Origin of the sequence: Holdemanella sp. MSK.7.32 (assembly GCF_024460475.1) — a bacterium.
Lineage (GTDB): Bacteria > Bacillota_I > Bacilli_A > Erysipelotrichales > Erysipelotrichaceae > Holdemanella.
This window is the reverse complement of the sequence record NZ_JANFYN010000037.1, coordinates 1-23,973: the sequence shown is the minus strand read 5'-3', so window position 1 is coordinate 23,973 and position 23,973 is coordinate 1. Positions and strand designations below refer to the sequence as shown.

The following is a 23,973-nucleotide window of genomic DNA, read 5'->3' as shown; positions in this document are numbered from 1 at the left end:
GGCTCAAGCAGTTGCAGATGCGGCAAAAGAAAGTGGTGTAGTGCGTGAGTAGAGTAGAAAGGGATTTTAAAATATTAAATTTTAAGGAGTTTTATGGAAAATTTAATATTTAGTTTAAATGCAACAATTCCCATCTTTCTATTGATGGTTGTTGGTTATTTCTTAAATAAAATCAATGTGTTGGATGACGTACTGGCATCGAAATTAAATTCATTTGTCTTTAAAGTGTCATTGCCACTATTGTTGTTTGTTGATTTATCACAGTCAGATTTTAAAACTCTTTGGGATACAAAATTTGTCGTATTTTGTGTTGTAGCTACATCGATTAGTATTATATTATCTATATTATTTTCATTGCGATTAAAAGATAAAGCGATTCAAGGTGAATTTATTCAAGCTTGTTATAGAAGTAGTGCAGCTCTGTTAGGACTTGCATTAACATCGAATATTTATCTCGACGTAGGGGTAGCTCCTTTAATGTTGATGAGTGTGGTATTTGTGTATAATGTGGTTTCAGTTGTAATTCTATCTTTTTTTAAAGCGGAACAATCAAAGGTTGATTATAAGAAAACATTCATTGGAATTTTAAAGAATCCACTAATTCTAGGTATTGTGGTAGGTGTACTTGTTAGTTTATTACCATTTAAATTACCACAAGTCATCAATAAAACGATTTCTATGATCGCAAGTACGGCAACACCACTTGGTTTAATGGCTATGGGGGCCACTTTTGATTTCAATCAGGCAAAAGGGGAATTAAAACCATCTTTATTCTGCACGTTTATGAAATTAATTGGTTTTTGTGCCATCTTCTTACCAATAGGAGCTCTATTAGGATTCAGAAATCAAGCCATAGTTGCCATATTGATAATGTGTGGATCAAGTACAACGGTATCGGCTTTTGTAATGGCTAAAAGTATGGGGCATAAAGGTGTTTTGACATCGAGTGTTGTGATGCTTACAACACTACTGAGTGCTTTTAGTATTACATTCTGGTTAACGATATTAAAAGCGTTTGGATTGATTTAGTTGATCTAAAGCATTTCCAAGTGCTTTTCAGAGGCAAAAGAAATGGAATGACACATTATTTACAAGAATATCTCGCATAATTTCAATATAGTGAGTTATATACAATGATGATTATAAGCAAGATAGTATATTTTAAGTGCGTTATATGTTTAGAAATTAATTTTTAGAGATAAGAAAAACTGACACTGTAACATAAATGAATAAAAAATATTGGAGGTAAAAAGATATGTCAAAAGAGGCACAGGTAAAAAAATTAACTGATGTCATGGCACAGTTTGTAGGATTTACTGCGAAGAAACTGCCAGATGATGTCATTGCAAAATTGCAGGAACTAAGAGACAAAGAAGATACTCCCATGGCTAAGGTTATCTATGATACCATGTTCCGTAACCAGAAACTGGCTTTGGAAATGGATCGCCCTTCTTGTCAGGACACTGGGGTGTTACAGTTCTGGGTAAAATGTGGTACAAAATTTCCTTTTATTGATGATCTTGAAGGATTGTTAAAAGATGCGGTAGTACAGGCTACGTTTGCGACTCCACTACGTCACAATTCCGTTGAGACATTTGATGAGTACAATACTGGGAAAAATGTTGGAAAAGGAACCCCTACGGTATGGTGGGATATTGTTCCAAACTCAGATCAGTGTGAAATCTATACTTACATGGCTGGTGGCGGATGTACGCTTCCTGGTAATGCTACGGTTTTGATGCCGGGAGAAGGATATGAAGGTGTGACAAAGTTCGTACTGGATCGTATGACTTCTTATGGATTAAATGCCTGTCCACCATTGCTAGTAGGTGTTGGTGTAGGCACTTCAGTGGAGACTGCAGCATTGAATTCTAAAAAAGCATTGATGAGACAAATTGGAGTTCATAATGATAATGAAAAGGTAGCTAAGATGGAGAAACTGTTGGAAGATGGCATCAATGCCATTGGGATTGGTCCACAGGGCATGGGTGGAAATTATTCTGTCATGGGTGTCAATATCGAGAATACTGCGCGTCATCCCTCAGCAATTGGTGTTGCTGTAAATGTGGGATGTTGGAGCCACAGAAGAGGACATATCGTTTTTGATAAAGATCTGAACTTTACAATAGATACGCATACTGGTTTTGAATATAAGGAAGAGAATTAATTCGGAAGGAGAAATTAACAATGGCAGTTGAAATAAAAGGTGGTAAGAAAATTCTGATAACACCCATATTTGCAGAGGATCTGAAAGATATTCATATCGGTGACATTGTATTTTTGACAGGTGATATTACGACTTGTCGTGATGTGGCACATCGCCGTGTTGTAGAGGAAGGAAGAGATATTCCTGTAGATGTTAAAGATGCGGCAATCTTTCATGCAGGACCAATCATCCGTCCACTTGGAGATGAACAATATGAAATGGTATCAGTAGGCCCGACAACTTCTATGAGAATGGAAAAATTTGAGTATGAATTCGTAGAGACTACTGGAGTCAGGGTTATTGTTGGTAAAGGTGGTATGAAAGAAAATACACAGAGAGCCTGCAAGGACTTTGGTGCAATTCATTGCGTATTCCCAGCAGGAAATGCTGTTGTGGCAGCCACCGAGGTAGAAGAGATTGTGGAAGCACAGTGGAAAGATTTGGGGATGCCAGAGACTTTATGGCATTGTCACGTAAAAGAATTCGGTCCTTTGATTGTGTCCATTGATGCTTATGGAAAAAACTATTTTGAAGAGAAAAAAGTAGAATACAATAAGAAGAAAGATGAACAGATTGAGATCATCAGTAAGCAGGTTGGATTTATCAAATAAGCAGATAAAATGTGTGAATTGAGTAACAGATATTATAAACATTTATTACTTAATATTGGATGGAGTTTGAAAAGAGGAAGGGTAGGAAAATGACAGAAAAGAACAAGCGTTATGGTATTCAGGTGAAATGGCATAGTTTGCAGAGAATTGGAATTTATAATGCAAATACATTTGAATTAAATGATCTGGATGTACAGATTCTGAGAGAACAGAAAAGTTATTCCTACCATATTAATGCGATTGCCGCCCATTGTGAATGGATAGAAAATAAAGAAGAAACTGATTTGAATAAGAAGCGTAGTGAATTTCATCCTGTTGCTTATTTTGAAGGAAAGCCGAGAAATATAAATACAAAATTCTTTCATAAGGACACTGGTATTTTTGATGGAGAACCTCATGATGCATTGGTATGGCCGGATGCAGATTCAGACGAAAAATGGGAAAGAGAACTTGTTTTTCAGAGTGAAGAGGGTCCTTTACAGGTAAAAATTTGTTTTATAGCTAGAGGTCCTAAAATGGCGTTTTGTGGGCATAGTTTTACCGGATTGTGGGATAGCTCTTATTATTATTTCAGGGAACTGGCAAAAATGGGTGGATGGAATGCAAGAGTAGCTTATAGCTATTGGTCAGGAACAGGAATTGCTCATTATGCAGGCCTTGTGGAAGGGTGTGAAGAAAGGGTTAGGCAGTGTGAGAAACTAATTGAAAGTAATGAATATTATGATTATTTTGTTGTAGCCGGAAATAGTAATGAGGCCGTGGAAACTTATAGTGGTCAGATTGGTGCGAAAGATTATAAACAGCGATCAGGAATGTTGCAGGGAGCAAAAATATTACATGATAAAATACGTGGCAAGGCGGGGAGAATGATTCTCTGGGCGCCACATGCATATCAGTATGGCTATCTTCAAGATATGCATATCAAACCATGGAAATCGGGGATGCCTGGAGATGTGTATAATAGAGACGGAGATAATTATATACTTACCATGACCACTGAAGATATGGCACAAACAAATGCTGAGTGGTATTTGAAAATGGCGGAAATGCTGGGAAAGGATACAGAAGTGCTACCGGTATGCTTAGGATATTGGGAACTTAGAAAACAATGTGGCTTATCGGTGAATCCTTATTTATCTAAAGAAGAAGGTGGGGATTACGGACATCAGAATAATATAGGAAACTATATTGCAGCCTGTTTATTGTATGCGCAGGTGTTTGAAGAAAGTCCGGAAGGATTGGGAATTCCAGTATCTCATACTTTTGGAATGCCTGGAGGAAAGGTGACAGAAGAACAGGCAAAAATCATTCAACAAGTTTGTTGGAATGTATATAATAATTGGAAAAAAATAGAATAGAGTTGAGTTCGTCTGCTCACAGAAAATTTTCTGTGGGCTTTTTAAATGCCATTGTACTATTACACTGCTTTATAAAACCTCAGCATTTTTATTATAGTAGTCCAAAGTTTTGTTTATCATATATACCTCTAATACAATCTAATACTGTGTATATAATATCTTGAAGTTGTATTCAAATCAATTTAAAACAAAAAACAGGAACTTGTGTGTTCCTGCATTAAGATTAAATGTGATTTTAGAATTCTTTACAAAAAAGAGTTGGCTTAAATAAATGTGAAATGGCGCCAACCCTCGGAGATGTTGATTAGTGAGTTAATCAACGTATTAAGTTTAACATGATGTTATCTATTTGTATATAAGTTTCTTTCTAAAATAAGTTTTGGGATGTGTTTTTGATTTTTTTGTCTTGAGAGTTTGGATTTTATACAATGAAGCATCAAAATGAAATCTTAGCTCAAATGTGTTCAGATAGTAATTTTCGAGCATATAGAGTATAACACAAGTAGTCAATATTCATTGGATGGTTGGCATCAATTATTAAAAGGTGGGCCTATAGCGGATGCAATATTAGATAGAATAATTAATTCATTTTATTTATTTACATTACATGGAAAATCATTAAGAGAAACATACTCTAAATTAAAAGATATGAAATACCAAAAAAACGCAGTTGATCGTGTTTTTTAGTGGACTTGTATAACGTATCAAGATTTAAGAAAGATGGATTTCTTTAACGGATTATGTGGACTTATGTAGTGTATTTCTTGGACTTCAGATAGCGGAACACCTAGGAGGTCCTATTACACCGGTTGTATGTCATGTTGCACCGATTCAAACGTCATTCGAAACCGATATGACCGCTAGAAGCACACCAAATTAGCCGTCAATTACACGTAAAATAAAAAGAGGTTGTAACATTTTTATGTTCAACCTCTTGTGCTTTTTAGTAATTAATAATTACAACCCAGAAAGATTAAATATAGGTTTATAAGGTGAAAATGTTATAGAATCATATCAGTTATTTTCTTATAAACTGAAGGAAGATCTTTAATTAATAGGCTTTCTGATATGTATATTTTTGAATTATTCACATCTGTAATATTCCACATTGTTGGATAAATTACTAATTTTTTAATCTTGTTGTTTGACTTTATCAATATTTCATCATTTGAAATTGAAATTTCAAATTTATTATCTGTAAAGCAAAGTTCTTTTAATCCTTTTATCATTAATACTTGTTTATCAAAATCAATAGCTTTGGCTAATTTATTATTTTGCATCCAGTCCAATAGTTGTAATGCAAAATGTCGATTAAGTTTACTATGTATTTTTTGATTCCAATAATGCTCTAAACAATCATGACATGCAGTTACACAATTGTTGTGGCAATGTAAAATATCTCTTGTTAAATTAAATAACTCTTCTATTTTATCTGTTAATAGAGAACTATAACCTGCACCGCTGGAAAGGCTGTCAAATAAGTAAATGTCAATGTAGATTTGATTCTGTGCCTGACGAATTCGATATCCAGATTTTATATCATTAAAATCTATATCTAATAATTGTGTTGTAGCCAATGCCACAGCTTCAGATAAGGATAATGCAGCACTATCTATCCATAAACCATTCAAATCGCAATTTATTAATCTTTCATCCATCTTTATTTCAAATAAGACCATATCAGTCAAAAATTGATGTCCTAAAAATGTATTGTATACTCTTCCGGAATGTTTACATTCTTTTCCTCTACCATAAGGATATGTGTAAGGCTGTTTAATTTTGTTTAATTCTTTTGGATTATCTCCTGGAACTGCAGCTCCGCAATCACCACATACTGTGAATCCTTTACCAGCTGGACCTTGATTCATAATCAATAAGGTTTGATTGGTTAATCTACCATACCGTAAAGAATTGTATTTTGGAAATTTAGTCATATCTTCATCTTTGATTGGTGTTGAATAACAAGGATCTTCCGCGTATGATATTTCAGCATCTGCTTCTGCATCGTTAATGTTTGTTCCATTAACAGGACCAAATCCCCATGGTTTAAGGAGGTTTTGCTGTTTTATATTTGATTCTCCACAGAAAGGACATACACCATTTTGTGGTTCTTCAGTAGATACCCAATTACATGATTTATTTGCACAATAATATATTGGTTTGTAATAGTCTTTGCTGTTAAAGTATGGCCTAGCTGGATTATCAGCGTATTCAGAGCTGAATTTAGAATGGAATGAATATATTCCTCCTGATTTATATGTTTTCTTGTTAACAACGAGGACTTTTCCTGGAGCATATTCACTGATAGCTATATCTAAAGAACGATCGGGTTGTTGAACAAGTTTTTTACCATATTCTCCTTCTATTTGAAATCCAACCACATTTCTAGGAAATGAATAAGTTGGGAAAATACCTTCTTCCAGAAGAATGTCTAAAGTATTTTTTTCTTCTTTATTTCCATAATCATTCTCTTTGTAATAGTTTTCTTTAAAAGAATTTACTTTATTTTTGAGATCTGTTAGTTGTTGTTCTAATTGTGATTTATATTCTTCTATAAAGCATTGCTTTTCTTTAGGAATTAAAATATCTATTTCTGATGAAGTTGGATTCCATTTATTTAAATAAACTATGAAATTATTTAAATAATCATTTATAAATGTGATAATACCAAGTTCGTTAGCATCTGTACCGTTAATTAATAGATAATTAGTTAATACGCATACTGAAATGTGCCTAATAATTAGTTTATCGTTTTTTATATCTATTCCAGGTGAACTAGGTTCTCCAGAAATAATTTTTTCTGGATGATAAAAGTAATAACTATCATGAGGCCCATTATCTGTGTATGTAACAATTGTTGATATTGCTGAACTTCGTCTTCCAGCTCTACCAGCTCTTTGTTGATAATTTTCTCTCATTGGGGGTATATTTCTTAGTCCTACTGCTGTTAAAGAGCCAATGTCAATTCCAACTTCCATTGTAGTTGTACAACTTAATATATCTACAGGTCCCTTTTGCTCTATATCAATATTTTGGAATCTCATTTCATACTCTTCAGTTGTTGACCAAGTATTCATTTTTTGGTCTTTATGGGAAAGTTGGGCTGTATGCTCTTCAGTATTTATTCTAACCATTGAATCATATTCGCTATTAGATAATGTGTTTAAAATAGGTTTTCTCCAAAAATCTAAAGTTTCAAAATCTTTATCACCCATTTTTGTTGGAGTCCCTTCACCGCATGATCCGCATTTTCCCCAAAGAGTTACAGGTCTAATTTTTCCACATATTGGACATTTATACCAAGTACTATCCACTCCATATTTTAAAGTGATTAATTCTGGGTTTAAGAAATATGTGTCTGAATTTTTTTGCACGATAAAACTTTTCATTATGTTATAGATTTTATCAATATCATTTTCGGATAAATTATGTTCTAATAATATCTTTTTATATTTAGAAGCCAATTTTTCATCTGCTTCTATCCCAAATCTTGGATATTTAGAAATACTTTTCCGTGTTGCAAATGTAATGTTAGGGTCATATGCAAAATTATCTGTTAACTCATCTGTAAACCAGGAAATACAAAGGTTTTTAAAATCTTCATAATCTATATCAACTTTATCATCTTCTGTTAGTTCATCATATTTATCTTCAAAAACACTTTCTAATGGTTCAACCCAACAAAGACCTAAATCGCTTAGAGACCTAAAGTTACTACACAAGTCTTTTAAAAGATATTTTGAGAATAGATCAGGAGTTTGAGAAAATAATTCTTTTCTTAACTTATCATAATCCAATTCATATTTCTTTCCGCGACGCTGAGCTCTTTGTTCTTGACGCATTTTGTTATCTATGAATGCTTTTATATCTTTAGCTAATTTTTCTTCAGTTTGGCCATAGAAAAAACGAAGATTATTTTCTGATGCGACCTGCAAAAAAACAGTATATAGTAAATTCATTGTTGCTTCTTTGCCATGCTTTAAAGACCACTCTTCTAAAATTTTTGCAGATATTACAATTGCCGTACGTAGTGCATCTTCATCAGAGATTTCTGTTAATTCTTTTGCAAGCTTTGCCGCTTTTTGCCGACTATCTGAGAATAGAAGTACTTTTCTACCACCATTTGGATTGTTTTCTAATTGTTCCTTATCAAATATTGTTTGAGGTTGGACGTGCAACTGTTCAGATACGATATTATAAAATGGCTCATTTCCTTTAACTGAAAAATCAGTTAATGACAAACGAGTTTTTTTACATTTTGGACAGGACTTAAATGTTAAAATATTTGGATTATCTTTAGATGGTTCTTGAGAGTATGCAAGGTTGACGTAATGTTTGTGGCCTGCGTGATTGTCATTTGTTTCTATTCGTCCCGTAAGAGAATTGAGCCATACAGTTTGAATTTTATTTTTCCCTCGAGAAATAAAATTTATATTTTCAGGTATAATGTAAAAATGTACTTCTTTAAAAGATTCGTTGTCTATACTCTTTTTATTCCAAATGTATTGTTCTGAATCATTCTCATCCATATATCCTTTATAAAATAATGCACCGCAAGCTCTATCGTTTATTAGTTCATATATTCTTCCCCCGCATTTACAAATATCATCATGTACACCGAAATAGATTTTTCCTATAGGCAAGTTGTTATTTATATGTTTTTCAGTACAATTTGGATTTGAACATGCATACATTCCAGATAACCCCCTAAATAACATATGGAGTCTAGATGGAAATAATACTTGTCCATTTTTATTTTTAGCAATTGGAGCAATTGCAAGAACTACACTAGTGGCCTGCTTAGCTATTTCAATTGATTGATTTGGAAATGCTTCTTTTGATAGTTGACTAAATGATGTTGCATTTCCACGACAAGTTTTCATAATTCTTAGTAAAGGACCGAAATGGCTTAAATTATTATATAACCAATTCTCAACATCTTTTTCGTTATCAAATGAACAAGTTTTATAATCCAAATTTGCTAATTCAGCAAATTTCCTTAATGCCCTTAATTTTTCGGGTGAAGGTTTATGCAATGTTGAAATGTCAAAAGAACTTAGTAATAGAGGGTCAGGTTCTATCATGTTTTTTAAATCTAATTCTTCTTTTACACCTGTAATATATTTTAAGTTGTGAGCACTACTTGTTGCGGTTAGATCGCAAAAAAATTGATTTATAGTTTCAGTTGAATCGGATGGCATACTTGCAGTTGTTAATATAAATTGAACTTTGCTTCTATCTATATTTAATTTTTTAAGAAATCTACGTATTAGAAGAGCTACTTCGCCACCTGATGCACCTTTGTACATATGAGCTTCATCAATAACAAATAATAGTTTATTTTCAGCACTTGAATTTAACCATTCTTTTGTTTGCTTCCAGATATTTTGTTCCACAGTTCTCATTAGCATGTATTCCAACATTGAATAGTTTGTAATTAAAATATCTGGTGATTCTTTTTGCATTTCTAATCTTGTTATCATTTCTGCATCAAAAAAATCAGTTACGTGATGTCCGTTTCGTAATTCTTCAATATAATGCTTAAGGTTATGTTTTGATGGAAATTTACCTAAGTTAAATAATTGCTCTTGAATTTCAGGGGATTTATTTACTAAATCTCTTTCTAATGTATCTGCTAAATCTGAATCTTTACTAAGCGTTTGATTTCCTGGATATGGCGTCCTACCTGTATACATACCAAATGTTGGATATCTATTATCTTCACCACATATTTTGTCAAATAATTGGTGAAAATCACCTTTAGAGTCTCCAATCATTTTTCTTAATCGCCCTATTTGATCTGTAACTAAAGCATTCATTGGATAAAGCATAATTGCTCTGACTCCATGTATGCTCCATGTTTTTGGAGTATTCTTTGCTTCACGGATTAATTTTGTAACCATGGGCCACATGAAACATTCTGTTTTTCCCGAACCAGTACCTGTTGCAACCAATAAATCATTTCCGTTATAAAATGATTCTATTGCTTCAATCTGATGTTGATATGGAGAAGAAAAGACACCTAATTTATAATCTACTAAAGATGCTAGTATTTCTTTTACATCTTCTGGTAAATTACTATTACTTATACCATTATTTATGCTTTTATATGCAGTATTTGCTTCAATGTAAGGTTCTTGCCATAAAACGCCTTTTTTCTTTATTTCATCAATACACATTTCTCTTAGATCATCGTTTTTTCCAAAATAAGCTGTAGTAATATAATCTAATAGTTTATTTTTTAATGCTTCATGCGTACTCTGGACACTAAATTCTTCCATAATCATCCTCCTCCAATTCGAAGTTTAAATCTACTAACATATTTTTGATTTCTGCCCATATGTCGTTTGAAAAAATATAGCTAAATTTATTTTGAATATAATCTTTCGGCCATCCATAGGTATCTAATATGTTTTGCTCTCGTAATGGTATCTGTGCAAAAAATGTAATAGCTGTATAATTACCATCTGTCTGATATTTAAGAGCAATTGGGCAGTTATGTTTTTTTTCTTTGCCATAGGATAAATCGTCTTATTTCTTGATGCAAGACATAATATTCATTAACTTTAGAAATTAGAATACTATTATTATCTTTTTTAATCCAAAAATATTCTTTTTGGGTTGGGTTGATTTCAATTTTTGATAAATATACTTCATGTTCATCCATCACATAAACATCTTTCCAACTTTTGTAGGGCGAAATTGTACTATTTGGATCTAATACTTCAATTATTGAATAATCATTAAAAGGTTCCCATTTTATATTTTTGAAAAGTACTTTATAAAAATCATCACAATCATCAAATGGTATTTTTTCAATAACTTTCTCTTCTATATTATTAACTAATTTGGTTATTCCATGGCTTTTTTTTCGCATACCATCTATACCTAAAATTCTAGAATAATTTGGATTAATAGATTGGATTATTCCTTTAGGTAGATAAATGTTTCCACTTTTGTAAATAAGTTCCATGTTGACTATCATTTTATTACGTAAAACATTTATAGGGTGGTTCTCGTTATTGTCACTATTTTTATAAAAGTAATCTCTACATTCCGGGAATATGCGAAGGAAATCTTGTAATATTTCTTCACAGCGAATTCGAATATATGATTTGCTTTTACAGTCAACATGCTCCTCATTGGTACGATCTAAAATGCACATTTTCATCCAATCCGATAATGCACTGTATATCAACCGTGAATAAAAAGACTTTTCACTTTCATATTTAAAAAATGAGATTTTTAAATCTGTGCTTAATTGTTTTATTAATTCATTTTTCATAGTGTATCTTCCATTACTTTATCGATAATACTATCTGATATTGTTTCTTCAGAATAAAGATCAGAAATTACTTTCTGCGTTTTTTCTCTATTTATTCCCATATTCAATATTATTTGATTTATACAGAAAGTTGGTGTTATTTCAGATTTAATAAAATCTGAATAATAATTTAATATTTTTGAAATTTCTACTTTTTGATAATCGCTTAGTACGGGGTTTTGAGTTATTTTTTTATCTTTAATTGAAGAAGGCAAAGTATAATTCAATTCATTAATATTGTAATTGGAGATTATGATTTCAGAGCTATTGTTAATATCTGAATAATTTTTTTCTAAGTCGATATATGTGGCATATTTCCATAAATTTCTTGAAAGATTACCCATGTTTTCTTCATCTATACTGAATATAAATATTTTTTTAGGGAAGAGTTTAATTAACTGCTTCATCAATTGTTCATTAAATAAATTTAAAATACCGTTTATATAAATGATTTGATTTTTGTTTTCTTTAAGGGAGCAATATAATTTTGATACATCAATATCTGCTTTATGGATGATATATCTATCACATGGTTTTTTATCGCACAAACAAGAAATACAATCCGCAATTGTTTCACCTATACACTCATCTACGACTAGTGCTTTTTTACATAATATTGAAGCTAATATACTTGCAGTAATTTCACAACTTCTATTATCGGTATAGTATAGTGATATATTTTCTTCTAAATCTTCATAAAAATCTTGTATGCTTCCACCTTCATAAAATTTAACTTTTTGAGAAAAATGTGCGTCCTTATTTTTTTGATGTAAATACCCTTTTGGTATTTCGCTTATGTTGCTTTGTTTGACTAATTCTAAAGGAGCAACATTTTTTATTACAGTAACAATATCAGTTTTATATTCATTCAATGCTTTATTTATAGATTCTGTAACGTTATATTTTTCTACTTTAAGTTCAGTGATATTATTGTTTAATTGGACTTGTTCCTTAAGTAATTGTTCCTTTTCCTCAAGTAATTGTTCTTTTTCATTATGAAATTGTTTTATTGTATCTTTTAAGGTGTTTAATTCATTGGTGGTTTGATCTATTTCTACTAGTAAAGATAGTTCTCTTTCTTCTCGCTTTTTTTGCTTATCTTTGAAATCAGAAGAGTTCTCCCAATCTATTTTAATTTGCGATAAACAACTATCATAAAATTTTTGATCTGAAATCAAAAAATCTTTTAAAACAGTAAACATTTCATTTTCTTTACTAATTGAGTTTACGACTTCCGCTCCTTTTTTACTGAAGCTTTCTAGTAATACTTCGGTATTATAGCCGGTATGTTCTTTGAATTCTTCGATTAGTTCTTTTGATTTGTCTATAGATTGAATAATATTGATAAATTTTGTTCTATCTTTATTTGATAAAGATAACACATCTTTCATTTCTTTTAGATATTTTTTGAAGAATGTCAATGTATAATCATCGGCATTTTTTAATAAGAAAGTTCCTTGTTTTTTTGGTAACTGCAAGCTATCAAAAAAATATCTATACTCGATATCAATACTTTTACTAAAAGGATGATCTAATAAAGCTTCGTTTGATACTATTGATTTATAGGGGATATTATAAATATCGAGAACTGGCTGTGAATTTAATAAATCATTAGAATTTTTATCAAAATAAATACATTTTATATCTGAGTTAGATTCGTTAATTTCTTTTTTTTCTTTGAACATTTTTTGTGTGCATAATAAAGTAGTATAAGAATTGTTGCTTTGACTAATGACAAGTAAAAAGTCATTGTTTAAAGAGTTACTAATGTGGAATCCTGTTGAAAGAATATTTCGTATTTTGTTTTCATTATATTCTTGATCGATTACATTATTTGATAAAAAAGCTAGTTCATAAATTTTCCCTTTTAGTTCGCATTTTTCAGTATATTGCTTTCTTTCATCAAATTCATCATATTTCCATTTTAATATAATAGGTTTATATTCAATCTTATTTGGATCTTTTGAATATAAAGTAACAGGTTCATATACATAGCTATCATCATCAGTGTTGTATGTTGCTTCAATTATTTTGCCACTTTCTGTATCAATATCTGCCAAACGATAGTACCAAAGATTTCCGTTTTGGTTATATGCAGCAACAATTGAATAGTATTCATCATTATAATTATTGTTCATTATTTATTTCCCTTCTAGTATTCTTACAATTTTTAATGGTATTTTATTTTTTTGTAATATCGAATTTAGAATATCTTTTAATCTTCTATCTTTTTTTACCAATGACTGCATGTTGCTTACTATTCTTGGTGTTAGAGCAACTTCTATTGTGGTACAGGATGATTTAAAAGAATTTATGATATCTTGTATAATTGTTTGAGATTCATCATAACTAGTATTTATAATACTAAATACTTTAATCAAATGATTATTACATAAAATATAAATGTATTTGTATTTCTTTTCGATATTTAATGTTATATGACCATCCTCAAATTTTTGCTTACTAATATGATTGCTTATATCTATGAAATATACGTCCGTACTTGCGTTAGTGACAAATGTTATAGAATAAGGTGAGAATGTGATGGTTTCACTTACTACGTTGAGGTTTTCAGAATATTTACATTCACAAATTTGATTTAATTCTTTAGCACGTAAATATGTTCCGTTTGATATAACTCTTCTATCTACGTTGATAATTTGATCAATTGTTGAAATGAATGTTTTTCCAATAAATGAGTCTTCTATTTTTCGGATATTAATGTTATATGGGGTAGCTGAATTATTTTTATATAAATATACTTTTGGTATGGCATTATTAGAACGAATAATAAAATACATGTGTGTTGGTTTATTTGATTGATATCCATTTTCTGTTCTCACTACTGGAGGCCAAATTGCTGAAATAGTTGATTCACTATCCAATAAAAAAACTTTAAGGTTAACTTGTAAATATCGAGCTACTCTTTCAAAACGATTTTTTTCAGAGGAATGAATTTCAATTCTTCCTTCATAAACATCAAACTCTCGATGTTCTATGGTAAAACTACCGATTTTTTTGAAATTTAAAGCATTATTAAAGGATAAATCTGAAATGTTATATAACTTTGGCTTAACCCAAAGATAAGGCTTATATGTGGATATACAATCGCCGACTCGTATGATTTTTCCACCGTAATTTCCGCATTGAAATAATGCGCCTCGATCTGTGATAGATGTTTCAATATAATTTGACCAAATTGATTGAATTTCTTTTGAATGCGTTGAATTGAATTGTATTTCTAAGTTATTTAAATCAAGAAATTCTACCTTCTTATAAACAATATTTTCAGATGAAAAATTTTGATGATTAATATAATATTTTTGGTATTGATTTGAGTGTTTCTTAATGATTTTTAAACAAGCATCTTCTTTTTCTACTTGATTCAATAGTGAATCTGGTAATGGTCTAAAACCCATGTATAACATATATTTATCGTTGATTTTACGTAGAAAAAGTGGCAAACCGACACGCTCTGGAATAGATTTTGTACCTTGTGATTCAACTCTTCGATCACATTCAATACTGCTTTTTGTTTTCTTATGATGTTTAAAGTATTTAGAGGATTTACCGTTGACCATAGTTACGCTTTCTAGACACTCTGGACATAAAAAACGATATTGATCTCTGATAACAAATGAAAAGTTATCTGCATTAACTTCTTGTTGTTTTCCTAATTCATAATTGTCTAATGCAGTTTTCATAAATTCTCCCCCTTTCTAATATTTTATTATTAATATGATTATTCAATTTGATAGAAATAGTAATTAAATACTTATAAAATAAAGAGATAACCGATAAATATATTATAGTTTATTAAATCGAGCTTTAGAATAGTAAATAGAAATAAATGATTATAACCTTATTGAAATTAATTATGTATCTTTCAAATTTTATATCTATTTTTAGATTATCCACATAAATACTATGTTTTCAAGTATTTTGAAGTATAGAAAATCATTCATTTTACCACGAATTTACCACGATTGATTGAGCCTTGATATGACAATAAAATAGCGCTAAAAAGACACCCTTAACTTAAGCGGTGTCTTTTTATGTACGGATATGAAATTGTCAAACTGAGATTTGTACTTCTGAACAGCTTGGATTTATCTATTTCACGATAAATCTATAAATTGCATAGGCAACCCATATAATCCAAGAAAAAAACCACAAATCAAAGAGAATACTTATTGTTAAATAAACGATAGCAACAGCGATTGCTATTATCCAATTTTTCTTTTTAGTATATTCCATAATCAACCACCTCCACAACTGCAAATCTATCCCAGTTATATAAACTGGGATTTGTCAATGAATCACCTCATAGCGTAATCTAAGATACGAGTTCTCCAAAACTACACATTCTTGCAACTTCACAACACCCAATTTTGATAATTCGCATTCTTCTGTCAAAGACTTTCCATCAATTAGAGTAGAAGTATCCTTGCCGCCAATCAAAACAGGTGCAATAATAATATCTACATAATCAAACAGCTTTTCACGAAGAAATAAGTTATTCAATGTTCCTCCAGTCTGGATTGTTATTCTCTCACAACCATATTCCGATTTAAGTTTTATAAGTGCATCTTTTAAGGATAATTCATTTTGGTATATGATATGAAGATTTTCATCCTCTACGTTAAAGGCAGGATGTCTTGTATTCGTCGTAATCAGCACAAACTCTTTTGATAAAGCACAAAAATAGCGAATACCATTTTCATTCAAATGTTTATTATCAATTACAACAAAGGAAACCGGTGTTTTCCTTGGTATTTTCTTTTTATTTACTCCCATTTTTTCTTGCACTCTACCCGAGTTGAAAGACCACAAATCTGTTGTCTGCTCTATTTCGTAATATTGGTGTAATCCCTCATTAACGCCTTTAATTTTAGGAAAATCCTTATCTACATCCAAATCATCTGTTGCACCAGTACTTATTTTCCCATCAACAGACATTAGCATAAACAATGTTGTAATAGGTCTATCCATTTTATCTTTCCTCCACAAATTCCAATTCGCTTTCTTCATATCCATATTATAACAGTTCCATATATCCGCCACAACAAAAATCAGCATACCCTTTGATATTTTTCTGCCTTGAAAATGCACACTTCTTTCTTCCTCTTGATTACCCAACACAGAAAAGAAAAAAGGCTACTCGTCCTCATTATCAAAATGATTATTCCTTAATACTTCCCGTAACAGTTCCATATCTTCTTTTGAATTGGGGTTTATCATTTTTACAACCTGATAAGGCGTACCGTACTTGTGTCCGTCTGTGCTTTCCCCAAACATATCCATGCTGTATAAATCATCATAGCGGTTTAATATTTTCTGAAATTTCAAGTGCTGGATAAATTCCTTGATAGGGTAAAGGTCGGACGCTTGTATCTCCGTTCCGTTGATATAGTCTGTGATGTATTTCCGCAACTGTTCCAGCTCATACTCCAGCCATTCTTCTTCGCTGTCAAAGAAGTTATCATAGTGTCCATGTTTCAACTCTGCATTTAGGCGTTCTTCCGTCCTTAAAAACTGGCAGACTTCCTTTTCGGCTTGATTAACATACTTCCATTTTCCCGACAATAATTCATTGGGCGTTACTCCCAGCACGTCCATTATCTTTTCCAGCGTATCAAAGGTAGGATAGTTTACCCCTCTTTCAATCTTGGAAAGGCTCTGCATATTGATACCGATTTTGTCCGCAAGCTCCTGCTGTTTCATTTTCCTGTGTTTTCTTATGGTCTGTATGTTCTCTCCTAAGAAAATCATTTTCTTTATATAACCCTCCATAACTTAGTATAACCGCTCCTTTCGTTGCTTTTCTTTCTGTTTATAAGCCTATCATACTTATTTTGTTTTGAAAAGTCAATAAAAACTTCTTGACAAGTAATCCTGCTGGCGTTATTATCGTATCAGATGAAGTGATTAAGCACGCTAGGGTCAATCACACACTTGAGTAAGCATATAGATGAGTTGTTTTCGCTTTGACAGCATGAACAGGCATGGACTATCAGACCGAAAATCATGGTTTCCAAAAGGGGCTGGCTGGACGGGACACGTCCCCCAGACGTGGAGCGGACAGACAGTTCCTTTTGGAAAGGGAACGCCTTTCGGCGTTCGCAGAGGGCGTATATGTAACACCGCCCTGCGCATACATGTCATAGTACCTAGAAACTGTGATAAATAAAGGACAAAACACGATTTTTACCCCGCAAAAAAACGGGGCATACGAAAGGAGTAATGCACTATAACTACACACAAAAATTTATCCGTTAAGATTGATTACATCAGCATTGTATTTGAAACGGCAACCGCTGAAGATGTAATCATGCACATTTTAGGTTTACCGACTGATATTTTCAATGTCTATCCGGCAAGCATTAAATACAAAACCTATCAAGCACGCTGGCAGATTGGAGATATTTATGTATCGGGGGACGCAAGAAAGACAGAGGACAACCCACAGGGGCTAGGCTGTTATCTTGTTATGACTGGCAGAGGTTGTGATGATATTTTCCGTATTCTCGACAGTAGGAATTATACCTTTGGGGATATGTTCCGACGCTGTGAGCGAAGATACGGACTGGATAATTTTCATTTCACAAGACTTGATATTGCCATTGATGATAAGAACGAAAAGCCATTCTTTACCATAGAGCAGATAAAGAAGAAATGCGAAAAAGAGGAATTTATCTCCAATAGTGAGGGCTACCACTTTGATGAAAGCAAGTTTGACGATTTCGACACCGCAAAGACTGTTTATATCGGTGCTGGAAAATCTGGATTATCCTACCGCTTTTATGATAAGGATAAGGAAGTCTGTTCAAAACATAATAAGACGCTTGAGGAAGTCGGCAGTTGGAAACGAACAGAAATGCAACTGCGTGATGATAAGGCTCATGTTTTTGCCATGACATTTAAGGACAGACCGCTGGAACTTGGGGAACTGGCTTTCGGGCTACTGGCAAACAACCTACGCTTTGTCGTGCCAAACAGAAACGAAAGTAATAAAAGCAGGTGGAAAACGTGTCGATTTTGGGAACGCTTTTTAGGGGCTGTGGAAGTCTTGAAACTGCAAGTACCAAAGCAGCATAATTCCCTTGAAGAAACACAGCAATGGCTCACAGAGGGTGGCGTCATTTCCGCTGTCAAAAGTTTTTATTTCTTGGAAGAACATGACGCATTAGGTGGACTGGAAAAAGTAGGAACTATGCTTGATAAGGCAAGATACAGCAATTCCCTTTCCAGTAAATTAACCGCCCATTTACAGAGGATAAACCGCACCGACCTTATCCCCTATATCCAGTATGACACAAAACATGGGAAAGGGGGTATCTGATGAATAACAACGATATTCCCGTATGGGAAAAATACACCCTTACCATTGAAGAAGCGTCAAAGTATTTCCGCATTGGAGAAAACAAGTTAAGACGATTGGCAGAGGAAAACAAGGACGCTGGCTGGCTCATTATGAATGGCAACCGCATACAGATTAAACGCCGACAGTTTGAACAGGTCATTGACAAATTGGACGCAATCTAATGCAAATGAGCCTTGTATGTGTTATGATGAACACAAGTCATATCAAGGCTCTTTCCAACAAGGAAAGGAGCAGACACCATGAAAGAAAAAAGACGGGATAGCAAAGGTCGTATCCTGCATACTGGAGAGAGCCAACGAACAGACGGAAAATACTTATATAAATATGTAGACGCATTTGGAAACACAAAATATGTGTATGCTTGGAGATTGACACCCACAGACCCGACACCAAAGGGAAAACGGGAAAAACCCTCACTTCGAGAACTGGAACAGCAGATAAGACGGGATATTGAGGACGGTATCGACAGCACAGGCAAGAAAATGACGCTTTGCCAACTCTATGCCAAACAGAACGCACAGAGGGCAAATGTGAAGAAAAGCACAATGAAACAACGGGAACAACTCATGCGGTTATTGAAAGAGGACAAGTTGGGTGCTAGGAGCATTGATACAATCAAGCCCTCTGACGCTAAAGAATGGGCGGTACGCATGAAAGACAAAGGCTTTTCCTACAATACCATTAACAACCATAAACGCTCGTTAAAAGCGTCATTCTATATCGCCATACAAGACGATTGCGTAAGGAAAAATCCCTTTGATTTCAAGTTAAGTGAAGTCCTAGAAAATGATACCAAAGAGAAAGTTGCATTGACAGAGGAACAGGAACAAGCCTTACTCTCATTCATCAAGACGGACAATGTGTATCACAAGTATTATGATGATGTGCTGATACTGTTAAAAACAGGACTTCGTATCTCGGAACTGTGCGGACTGACAGTAGCCGATATTGATTTCAAGAATGAAGTTGTGATTATCGACCACCAGTTACTAAAGAGCAAGGAACAAGGCTATTATATTGAAACGCCTAAGACGAAAAGCGGAATAAGGCAAGTACCATTAAGCAGAGAAACGATACAGGCATTTCAACGGGTTATGAAGAAACGCCCAAAGGCAGAACCATTTGTGATAGACGGACGGGGCAATTTCCTATTTGTCAATCATAAGGACAAGCCAAAAGTTGCGATTGATTACAACGCCTTATTTGTCCGTATGGTAAAGAAATACAACAAGCACCACAAAGACAATCCCTTGCCACATATCACACCGCATACGCTACGCCATACGTTCTGCACAAGGCTGGCAAGCAAGAACATGAACCCAAAAGATTTACAGTATATCATGGGGCATTCAAACATTAGTATCACAATGAATTGGTACGCTCATGCGTCCATAGATACCGCAAAATCAGAGGTTCAGCGTCTAATTGCATAGAAGTATTTACCACGATTTTAACCACGTTTGATAGAGAAAATATAAGAAGATAGACCTAGATATGTGAGGTTTACCACAAAAGCAAAATGCCCGTAGAGCCGATAAAATAAGGCTTTGCGGACATTTAAGAAGATATAAAAAGATAGTCAAAAACACATATATAATTTATAAGAAATTTATGATATCTATGTTGATGATTCAAATGTGTATTTAGTTAATTAAATGTAAGCAGAATAAAAAAAGCGCGGTTAATTTGATTGATACAACCGAGCCTTAATAATAATTTTTATATTCCACCCATATCAGAATAATAGTGTTGTAAATCTTCTTGCATTTGTGATTTAATTCTATCCCAATCTTCTTTGTTCATCTTACTATATAGAGCATGATTCATTGCGATAATGCTCAAGTCTTTTGAATAATATAAGAATCTTTTACGTTCAAATTTCTCAAATGGATTTGTTAACATATTTCTGCAGATTGCTTTTCTATCTTTTAGAGTAGTTTCATTGTATGGACATGTACTACGATCAACCTGTAGTCCTCTATCGATTCTGTCTTGATAGAATGCAATATAGTCATTCAAAACATCATCTATTTTAGCATCACCGATTGAATCAACATTTTTAACGAATGCTAATAAGAATGGCATTTTATAAGATAATGAATAATCTCTTTCTTCTAAGAATTCAAAGAAGTCTTGTTTGATTGTATCATTATTATGTTCTTTTATACCTAGTTCTTTTCGGTATTTTTCAACATCATCAGGACTAAATAAATATAAGGATTTATTTCCAAATTTGTATTCTACACTAGGCTTGATTTTTCCTTTTTTAATCCAACTTGTTACGGTTCCAGTGTTAATAAAGTATTCTCGTGCGAGTTGTTCTTGGCTTAAATAATCACCATATTTATCTTCAAATGTATTGATATCTACTTCAGTAATACGCTCAATACGTTCTTCAATTCCATCCACAACTAACATCTCGCCAGGCGTGTAATTTGTTATTGTGATATCACCAAATGGTACATAATATGGATTGGCAAATATAGTATGCATATTACAAGCCTTGATCATAGCTCCATATTTATCAACAACATCAATAACAATCACATTTTTCTTTGTGTTAGTTTTTCGTAGCCCTCTACCTATTTGTTGTAGATAAAGAACTTTAGAAAGAGTGGGTCTAGCCATAACTAAAATACCAAGTTCAGGATAATCCCATCCTTCAGAAATCATGTTACAAGTACAAAGAAATCGGATTTTCTTGTTCTTGAAATCATCCATGACAGATGCAGGATTTTTTGTATGCCCAGTGTAGCTAGCCGCAGCAATTCCTGCTTTATTAAGAAGACGAGCCATTTCATTTGCGTGTGAAACATTAACACAAAAGATAACACCTTGTCGTAAGCTGGCTTCTCCAGAAGTAAAGTATTCTTTAAGTACATCTACAATTAATTCATTTCTAGAAGTCACTCGTATTCTTTTTTCTAAATCTGCATTTACATAATCTTTACCATTAAAACGAACTTTAGAAAGATCAATGTTTGTTTCAATTCGATACACATTTGCCTTGGCAACAATTCCTTTCTCCATAGCTTCTTTTAAAGACAGAGAGGTGGAATAGCTACCGAACACAGTTTCTAATTTTTTCTTATCCGGTCTTTGATCAGTTGCAGTCAATCCTATGGTGAAATCTGCATTATAATATTGAATGACTCTTTTTAGTATGGGAGCCACTGCATGGTGAGCTTCATCAACAACTATATAATTATAATAATCTGAAGATAATTCTGTATAATGTCTTGCCATATATGCATAGGTTCTTATATCAATTTTATCTTCTAGTTCAGGCAAAGAATTATGCACTCTTTGATTCCAGTCTGCCAAGATATTGATTCCTGGAACTAATACTAATCCTTTAAAATCTTTCTTATTCTTGGCAAATTCACGTAAATCTTCCTCAACTATTTTAGACTTACCCGCAGCTGTAGGTAGTACAATCAAAAATGCTTTGATTCCATCATCTCTTCTTTTCTGGATTTCTTGTAAACTAATGGATTGATGTTCATATAATTCGACGGATCTATCTATTTTTAAACCATTATCAATAAACTTAGAAGCATCACTTCCAAAATATTGTTTAATATCATCTTCAATACGATTTTCAAACGCACAATCTTCAGTAGAAAAACGGAATAATTTGATTCCCCATGAAGCACATGTATTTTGTTTTGCTAGTTGGTTTTTATATTTTTCTTCACCTATAATCTGAGGATGATGATACGTTACACCGTTTTCTTCCACTGCATATTTTTCATCTTTTGTTCGTACAAAATAATCAAGGAAATAATTCTTTCCATTTTCATCGCAAATACCATATTCTCGAGAAATATATTTAAGTGCATTCATGCCGTAAGCATTTGAAAAACTTTTTTCGAAATGTAATTCTAATGGAGATACATCGGATTGTTCACTTCTGTCTCCAACACTTCTTGCATAACTAGTGGGTAATACAATTTCTTTTCTAGAAAGATATTTATCGACTTCTAAATGAGAATAGCCTAAGAAACGGAAAACTCTTTTGAATTGGTGCATATAATTATTTTGCTTATCTGTGATCAGCATATATGAAAATACAGGATCACTAGATTTATGCTCACAAATATCTTCATCAATAATGACCATGTCTTTTCCATTATCATAGAAATTGGATGTTCCACCATTTGGATATTTAATTTTTTCTCTTAAAGAAAAATCAGCGTGTTCAACTAAGAATTGGTCTTTTGAAGGAGTAGATTCAACCATTTTTCTTCCTCCCTTCCTGGTCTTACATCTGTGGTAATCCAGTATTCTTTAATCATTAAGTTATCTACATCATGGATGAAGTCTTTGAAAATATCTAAAGTGAAATCTGTGAAGAATCTTCCATTTCTTTCTCCTTCGAAATCTCCATATTTAAAGGATGTGTAAATGATTCCATCATCCTTTAAAGCCTTATTCATTTTTGATAAGACATCTTTTAATTCTGGCTTTGGTAAATGCAATATAGAAGAGCATGCCCAAATACCATCGTAATAATTCTCTTTATCCAAATCTTGAAACAACATGTGTTTTACTTGAATGCCTGTATATGCACTGGCACTTTTACATAATTCTATAGATCCATCAATGGCTTCAATATCATAGCCAGCTTCAATAAAACATTTCGTATCTCTTCCGGATCCACAACCAAAATCTAATATTTTATTTCCAGACAATTCTTTAAGAAACTTATCTTGCATATCTTTTAAATTGGCTGATACAGTTCCTTGAATAAATGATTCAGCATTTTTATTATAGTAGTCCAATGTTTTGTTTATCATATATACCTCTAATACCATCTAATACTGTGTATATAATATCTTGAAGTTGTATTCAAATCAATTTCAATTGAGTAAGTTGTGAAATGATACAAAGGGTTGATTGTTGTGATAATCAACAGAATGTGTTTTACCATAAAATGGAGTTTTCATTAACAAAATAATCAGCCTTTTTTTGACAAAATAAAAGGACCGGAATGGGCCCGGTCCAGAAATGGGAATGTTGAGAAAGTTAATTGGACTATATAAAAATAGTTGGGGTCTAGATACGCTATAAGATTACATAGGGTAATG

General features: G+C 32.7%; 17 protein-coding genes. 8 read left to right on the top strand and 9 right to left on the bottom strand.

Going from position 1 to position 23,973, the window contains the following annotated elements; all coding sequences use genetic code 11:
- The first annotated feature begins 93 nt into the window (after positions 1–93).
- The 5 genes from NE544_RS08935 (at position 94) to NE544_RS12230 (ending at position 4,862) form a co-directional block, all read left to right on the top strand.
- The gene (locus tag NE544_RS08935; protein WP_256269095.1) at positions 94–1,029 is read left to right on the top strand and encodes an AEC family transporter; all 936 of its coding nucleotides are present in this window, start codon (positions 94–96) and stop codon (positions 1,027–1,029) included.
- A gap of 226 nt (positions 1,030–1,255) precedes the next feature.
- Positions 1,256–2,167, top strand: a complete 912-nt coding sequence (gene ttdA / locus NE544_RS08930; protein WP_256269094.1) for a L(+)-tartrate dehydratase subunit alpha — start codon at positions 1,256–1,258, stop codon at positions 2,165–2,167.
- 20 nt (positions 2,168–2,187) lie between these two features.
- The gene (gene ttdB / locus NE544_RS08925; protein WP_256269093.1) at positions 2,188–2,817 is read left to right on the top strand and encodes a L(+)-tartrate dehydratase subunit beta; all 630 of its coding nucleotides are present in this window, start codon (positions 2,188–2,190) and stop codon (positions 2,815–2,817) included.
- An 89-nt stretch (positions 2,818–2,906) separates the two neighbouring features.
- Positions 2,907–4,175, top strand: a complete 1,269-nt coding sequence (locus NE544_RS08920; protein ID WP_256269092.1) for a hypothetical protein — start codon at positions 2,907–2,909, stop codon at positions 4,173–4,175.
- 468 nt (positions 4,176–4,643) lie between these two features.
- Positions 4,644–4,862: an ATP-binding protein gene (locus NE544_RS12230; RefSeq protein WP_370866082.1), complete on the top strand. Its 219-nt coding sequence runs from the start codon at positions 4,644–4,646 to the stop codon at positions 4,860–4,862.
- 314 nt (positions 4,863–5,176) lie between these two features.
- Here NE544_RS12230 and NE544_RS08915 read toward each other — a convergent pair whose 3' ends face one another.
- From NE544_RS08915 to NE544_RS08885, 7 genes are all read right to left on the bottom strand, one after another.
- Positions 5,177–10,456 (bottom strand): DEAD/DEAH box helicase, encoded by a 5,280-nt coding sequence (locus NE544_RS08915; protein WP_256269091.1) that lies wholly within the window; start codon positions 10,454–10,456, stop codon positions 5,177–5,179.
- A 215-nt stretch (positions 10,457–10,671) separates the two neighbouring features.
- Entirely contained in the window at positions 10,672–11,460 is a 789-nt protein-coding gene (locus NE544_RS08910) for a hypothetical protein (RefSeq protein WP_256269090.1), read from the bottom strand.
- Positions 11,457–13,637: a hypothetical protein gene (locus NE544_RS08905; RefSeq protein WP_256269089.1), complete on the bottom strand. Its 2,181-nt coding sequence runs from the start codon at positions 13,635–13,637 to the stop codon at positions 11,457–11,459. The genes NE544_RS08910 and NE544_RS08905 overlap by 4 nt, the downstream gene beginning before the upstream one ends.
- Before the next feature lie 3 nt (positions 13,638–13,640).
- Positions 13,641–15,203, bottom strand: coding sequence for a hypothetical protein (locus NE544_RS08900; protein WP_256269088.1), 1,563 nt, complete (start codon positions 15,201–15,203; stop codon positions 13,641–13,643).
- Positions 15,204–15,612: 409 nt separating this feature from the next.
- Complete coding sequence (locus tag NE544_RS08895) at positions 15,613–15,756, bottom strand: hypothetical protein (RefSeq protein WP_008687245.1); 144 nt, start codon at positions 15,754–15,756, stop codon at positions 15,613–15,615.
- Between the two features lie 54 nt (positions 15,757–15,810).
- Positions 15,811–16,491, bottom strand: coding sequence for a dihydrofolate reductase family protein (locus NE544_RS08890; RefSeq protein WP_008687246.1), 681 nt, complete (start codon positions 16,489–16,491; stop codon positions 15,811–15,813).
- Between the two features lie 165 nt (positions 16,492–16,656).
- Positions 16,657–17,292, bottom strand: coding sequence for a helix-turn-helix domain-containing protein (locus NE544_RS08885; protein WP_008819043.1), 636 nt, complete (start codon positions 17,290–17,292; stop codon positions 16,657–16,659).
- Between the two features lie 487 nt (positions 17,293–17,779).
- On the opposite strand from NE544_RS08885, the gene NE544_RS08880 reads away from it, so the two are divergent.
- From NE544_RS08880 to NE544_RS08870, 3 genes are all read left to right on the top strand, one after another.
- Positions 17,780–18,841 (top strand): replication initiation factor domain-containing protein, encoded by a 1,062-nt coding sequence (locus NE544_RS08880; RefSeq protein WP_259302594.1) that lies wholly within the window; start codon positions 17,780–17,782, stop codon positions 18,839–18,841.
- Positions 18,841–19,044 carry an excisionase gene (locus NE544_RS08875; protein WP_002607397.1) on the top strand — a complete coding sequence of 68 codons (204 nt, stop codon included), beginning with the start codon at positions 18,841–18,843 and terminating at the stop codon, positions 19,042–19,044. The genes NE544_RS08880 and NE544_RS08875 overlap by 1 nt, the downstream gene beginning before the upstream one ends.
- 78 nt (positions 19,045–19,122) lie before the next feature.
- Positions 19,123–20,316 carry a site-specific integrase gene (locus tag NE544_RS08870; RefSeq protein ID WP_009320106.1) on the top strand — a complete coding sequence of 398 codons (1,194 nt, stop codon included), beginning with the start codon at positions 19,123–19,125 and terminating at the stop codon, positions 20,314–20,316.
- Between the two features lie 286 nt (positions 20,317–20,602).
- Here the strand turns inward: NE544_RS08870 and NE544_RS08865 are convergent, their stop codons facing one another.
- Together NE544_RS08865 and NE544_RS08860 are read right to left on the bottom strand one after the other, a co-directional pair.
- Positions 20,603–23,125, bottom strand: coding sequence for a DEAD/DEAH box helicase (locus tag NE544_RS08865; protein ID WP_256269087.1), 2,523 nt, complete (start codon positions 23,123–23,125; stop codon positions 20,603–20,605).
- On the bottom strand, positions 23,089–23,682 hold the full coding sequence (locus NE544_RS08860; RefSeq protein ID WP_256269086.1) for a bifunctional 2-polyprenyl-6-hydroxyphenol methylase/3-demethylubiquinol 3-O-methyltransferase UbiG: 594 nt from the start codon (positions 23,680–23,682) through the stop codon (positions 23,089–23,091). The genes NE544_RS08865 and NE544_RS08860 overlap by 37 nt, the downstream gene beginning before the upstream one ends.
- Positions 23,683–23,973 lie beyond the last annotated feature (291 nt).

What these genes read in the sequence shown, in the direction of transcription:
- NE544_RS08935 (WP_256269095.1), top strand. Translation starts at nt 94, where the DNA reads ATGGAAAATTTAATATTTAGTTTAAATGCAACAATTCCCATCTTTCTA.
- ttdA (WP_256269094.1), top strand. Translation starts at nt 1,256, where the DNA reads ATGTCAAAAGAGGCACAGGTAAAAAAATTAACTGATGTCATGGCACAG.
- ttdB (WP_256269093.1), top strand. Translation starts at nt 2,188, where the DNA reads ATGGCAGTTGAAATAAAAGGTGGTAAGAAAATTCTGATAACACCCATA.
- NE544_RS08920 (WP_256269092.1), top strand. Translation starts at nt 2,907, where the DNA reads ATGACAGAAAAGAACAAGCGTTATGGTATTCAGGTGAAATGGCATAGT.
- NE544_RS08915 (WP_256269091.1), bottom strand. Translation starts at nt 10,456, where the DNA reads ATGGAAGAATTTAGTGTCCAGAGTACGCATGAAGCATTAAAAAATAAA.
- NE544_RS08910 (WP_256269090.1), bottom strand. Translation starts at nt 11,460, where the DNA reads ATGAAAAATGAATTAATAAAACAATTAAGCACAGATTTAAAAATCTCA.
- NE544_RS08905 (WP_256269089.1), bottom strand. Translation starts at nt 13,637, where the DNA reads ATGAACAATAATTATAATGATGAATACTATTCAATTGTTGCTGCATAT.
- NE544_RS08900 (WP_256269088.1), bottom strand. Translation starts at nt 15,203, where the DNA reads ATGAAAACTGCATTAGACAATTATGAATTAGGAAAACAACAAGAAGTT.
- NE544_RS08895 (WP_008687245.1), bottom strand. Translation starts at nt 15,756, where the DNA reads ATGGAATATACTAAAAAGAAAAATTGGATAATAGCAATCGCTGTTGCT.
- NE544_RS08890 (WP_008687246.1), bottom strand. Translation starts at nt 16,491, where the DNA reads ATGGATAGACCTATTACAACATTGTTTATGCTAATGTCTGTTGATGGG.
- NE544_RS08885 (WP_008819043.1), bottom strand. Translation starts at nt 17,292, where the DNA reads ATGGAGGGTTATATAAAGAAAATGATTTTCTTAGGAGAGAACATACAG.
- NE544_RS08875 (WP_002607397.1), top strand. Translation starts at nt 18,841, where the DNA reads ATGAATAACAACGATATTCCCGTATGGGAAAAATACACCCTTACCATT.
- NE544_RS08870 (WP_009320106.1), top strand. Translation starts at nt 19,123, where the DNA reads ATGAAAGAAAAAAGACGGGATAGCAAAGGTCGTATCCTGCATACTGGA.
- NE544_RS08865 (WP_256269087.1), bottom strand. Translation starts at nt 23,125, where the DNA reads ATGGTTGAATCTACTCCTTCAAAAGACCAATTCTTAGTTGAACACGCT.
- NE544_RS08860 (WP_256269086.1), bottom strand. Translation starts at nt 23,682, where the DNA reads ATGATAAACAAAACATTGGACTACTATAATAAAAATGCTGAATCATTT.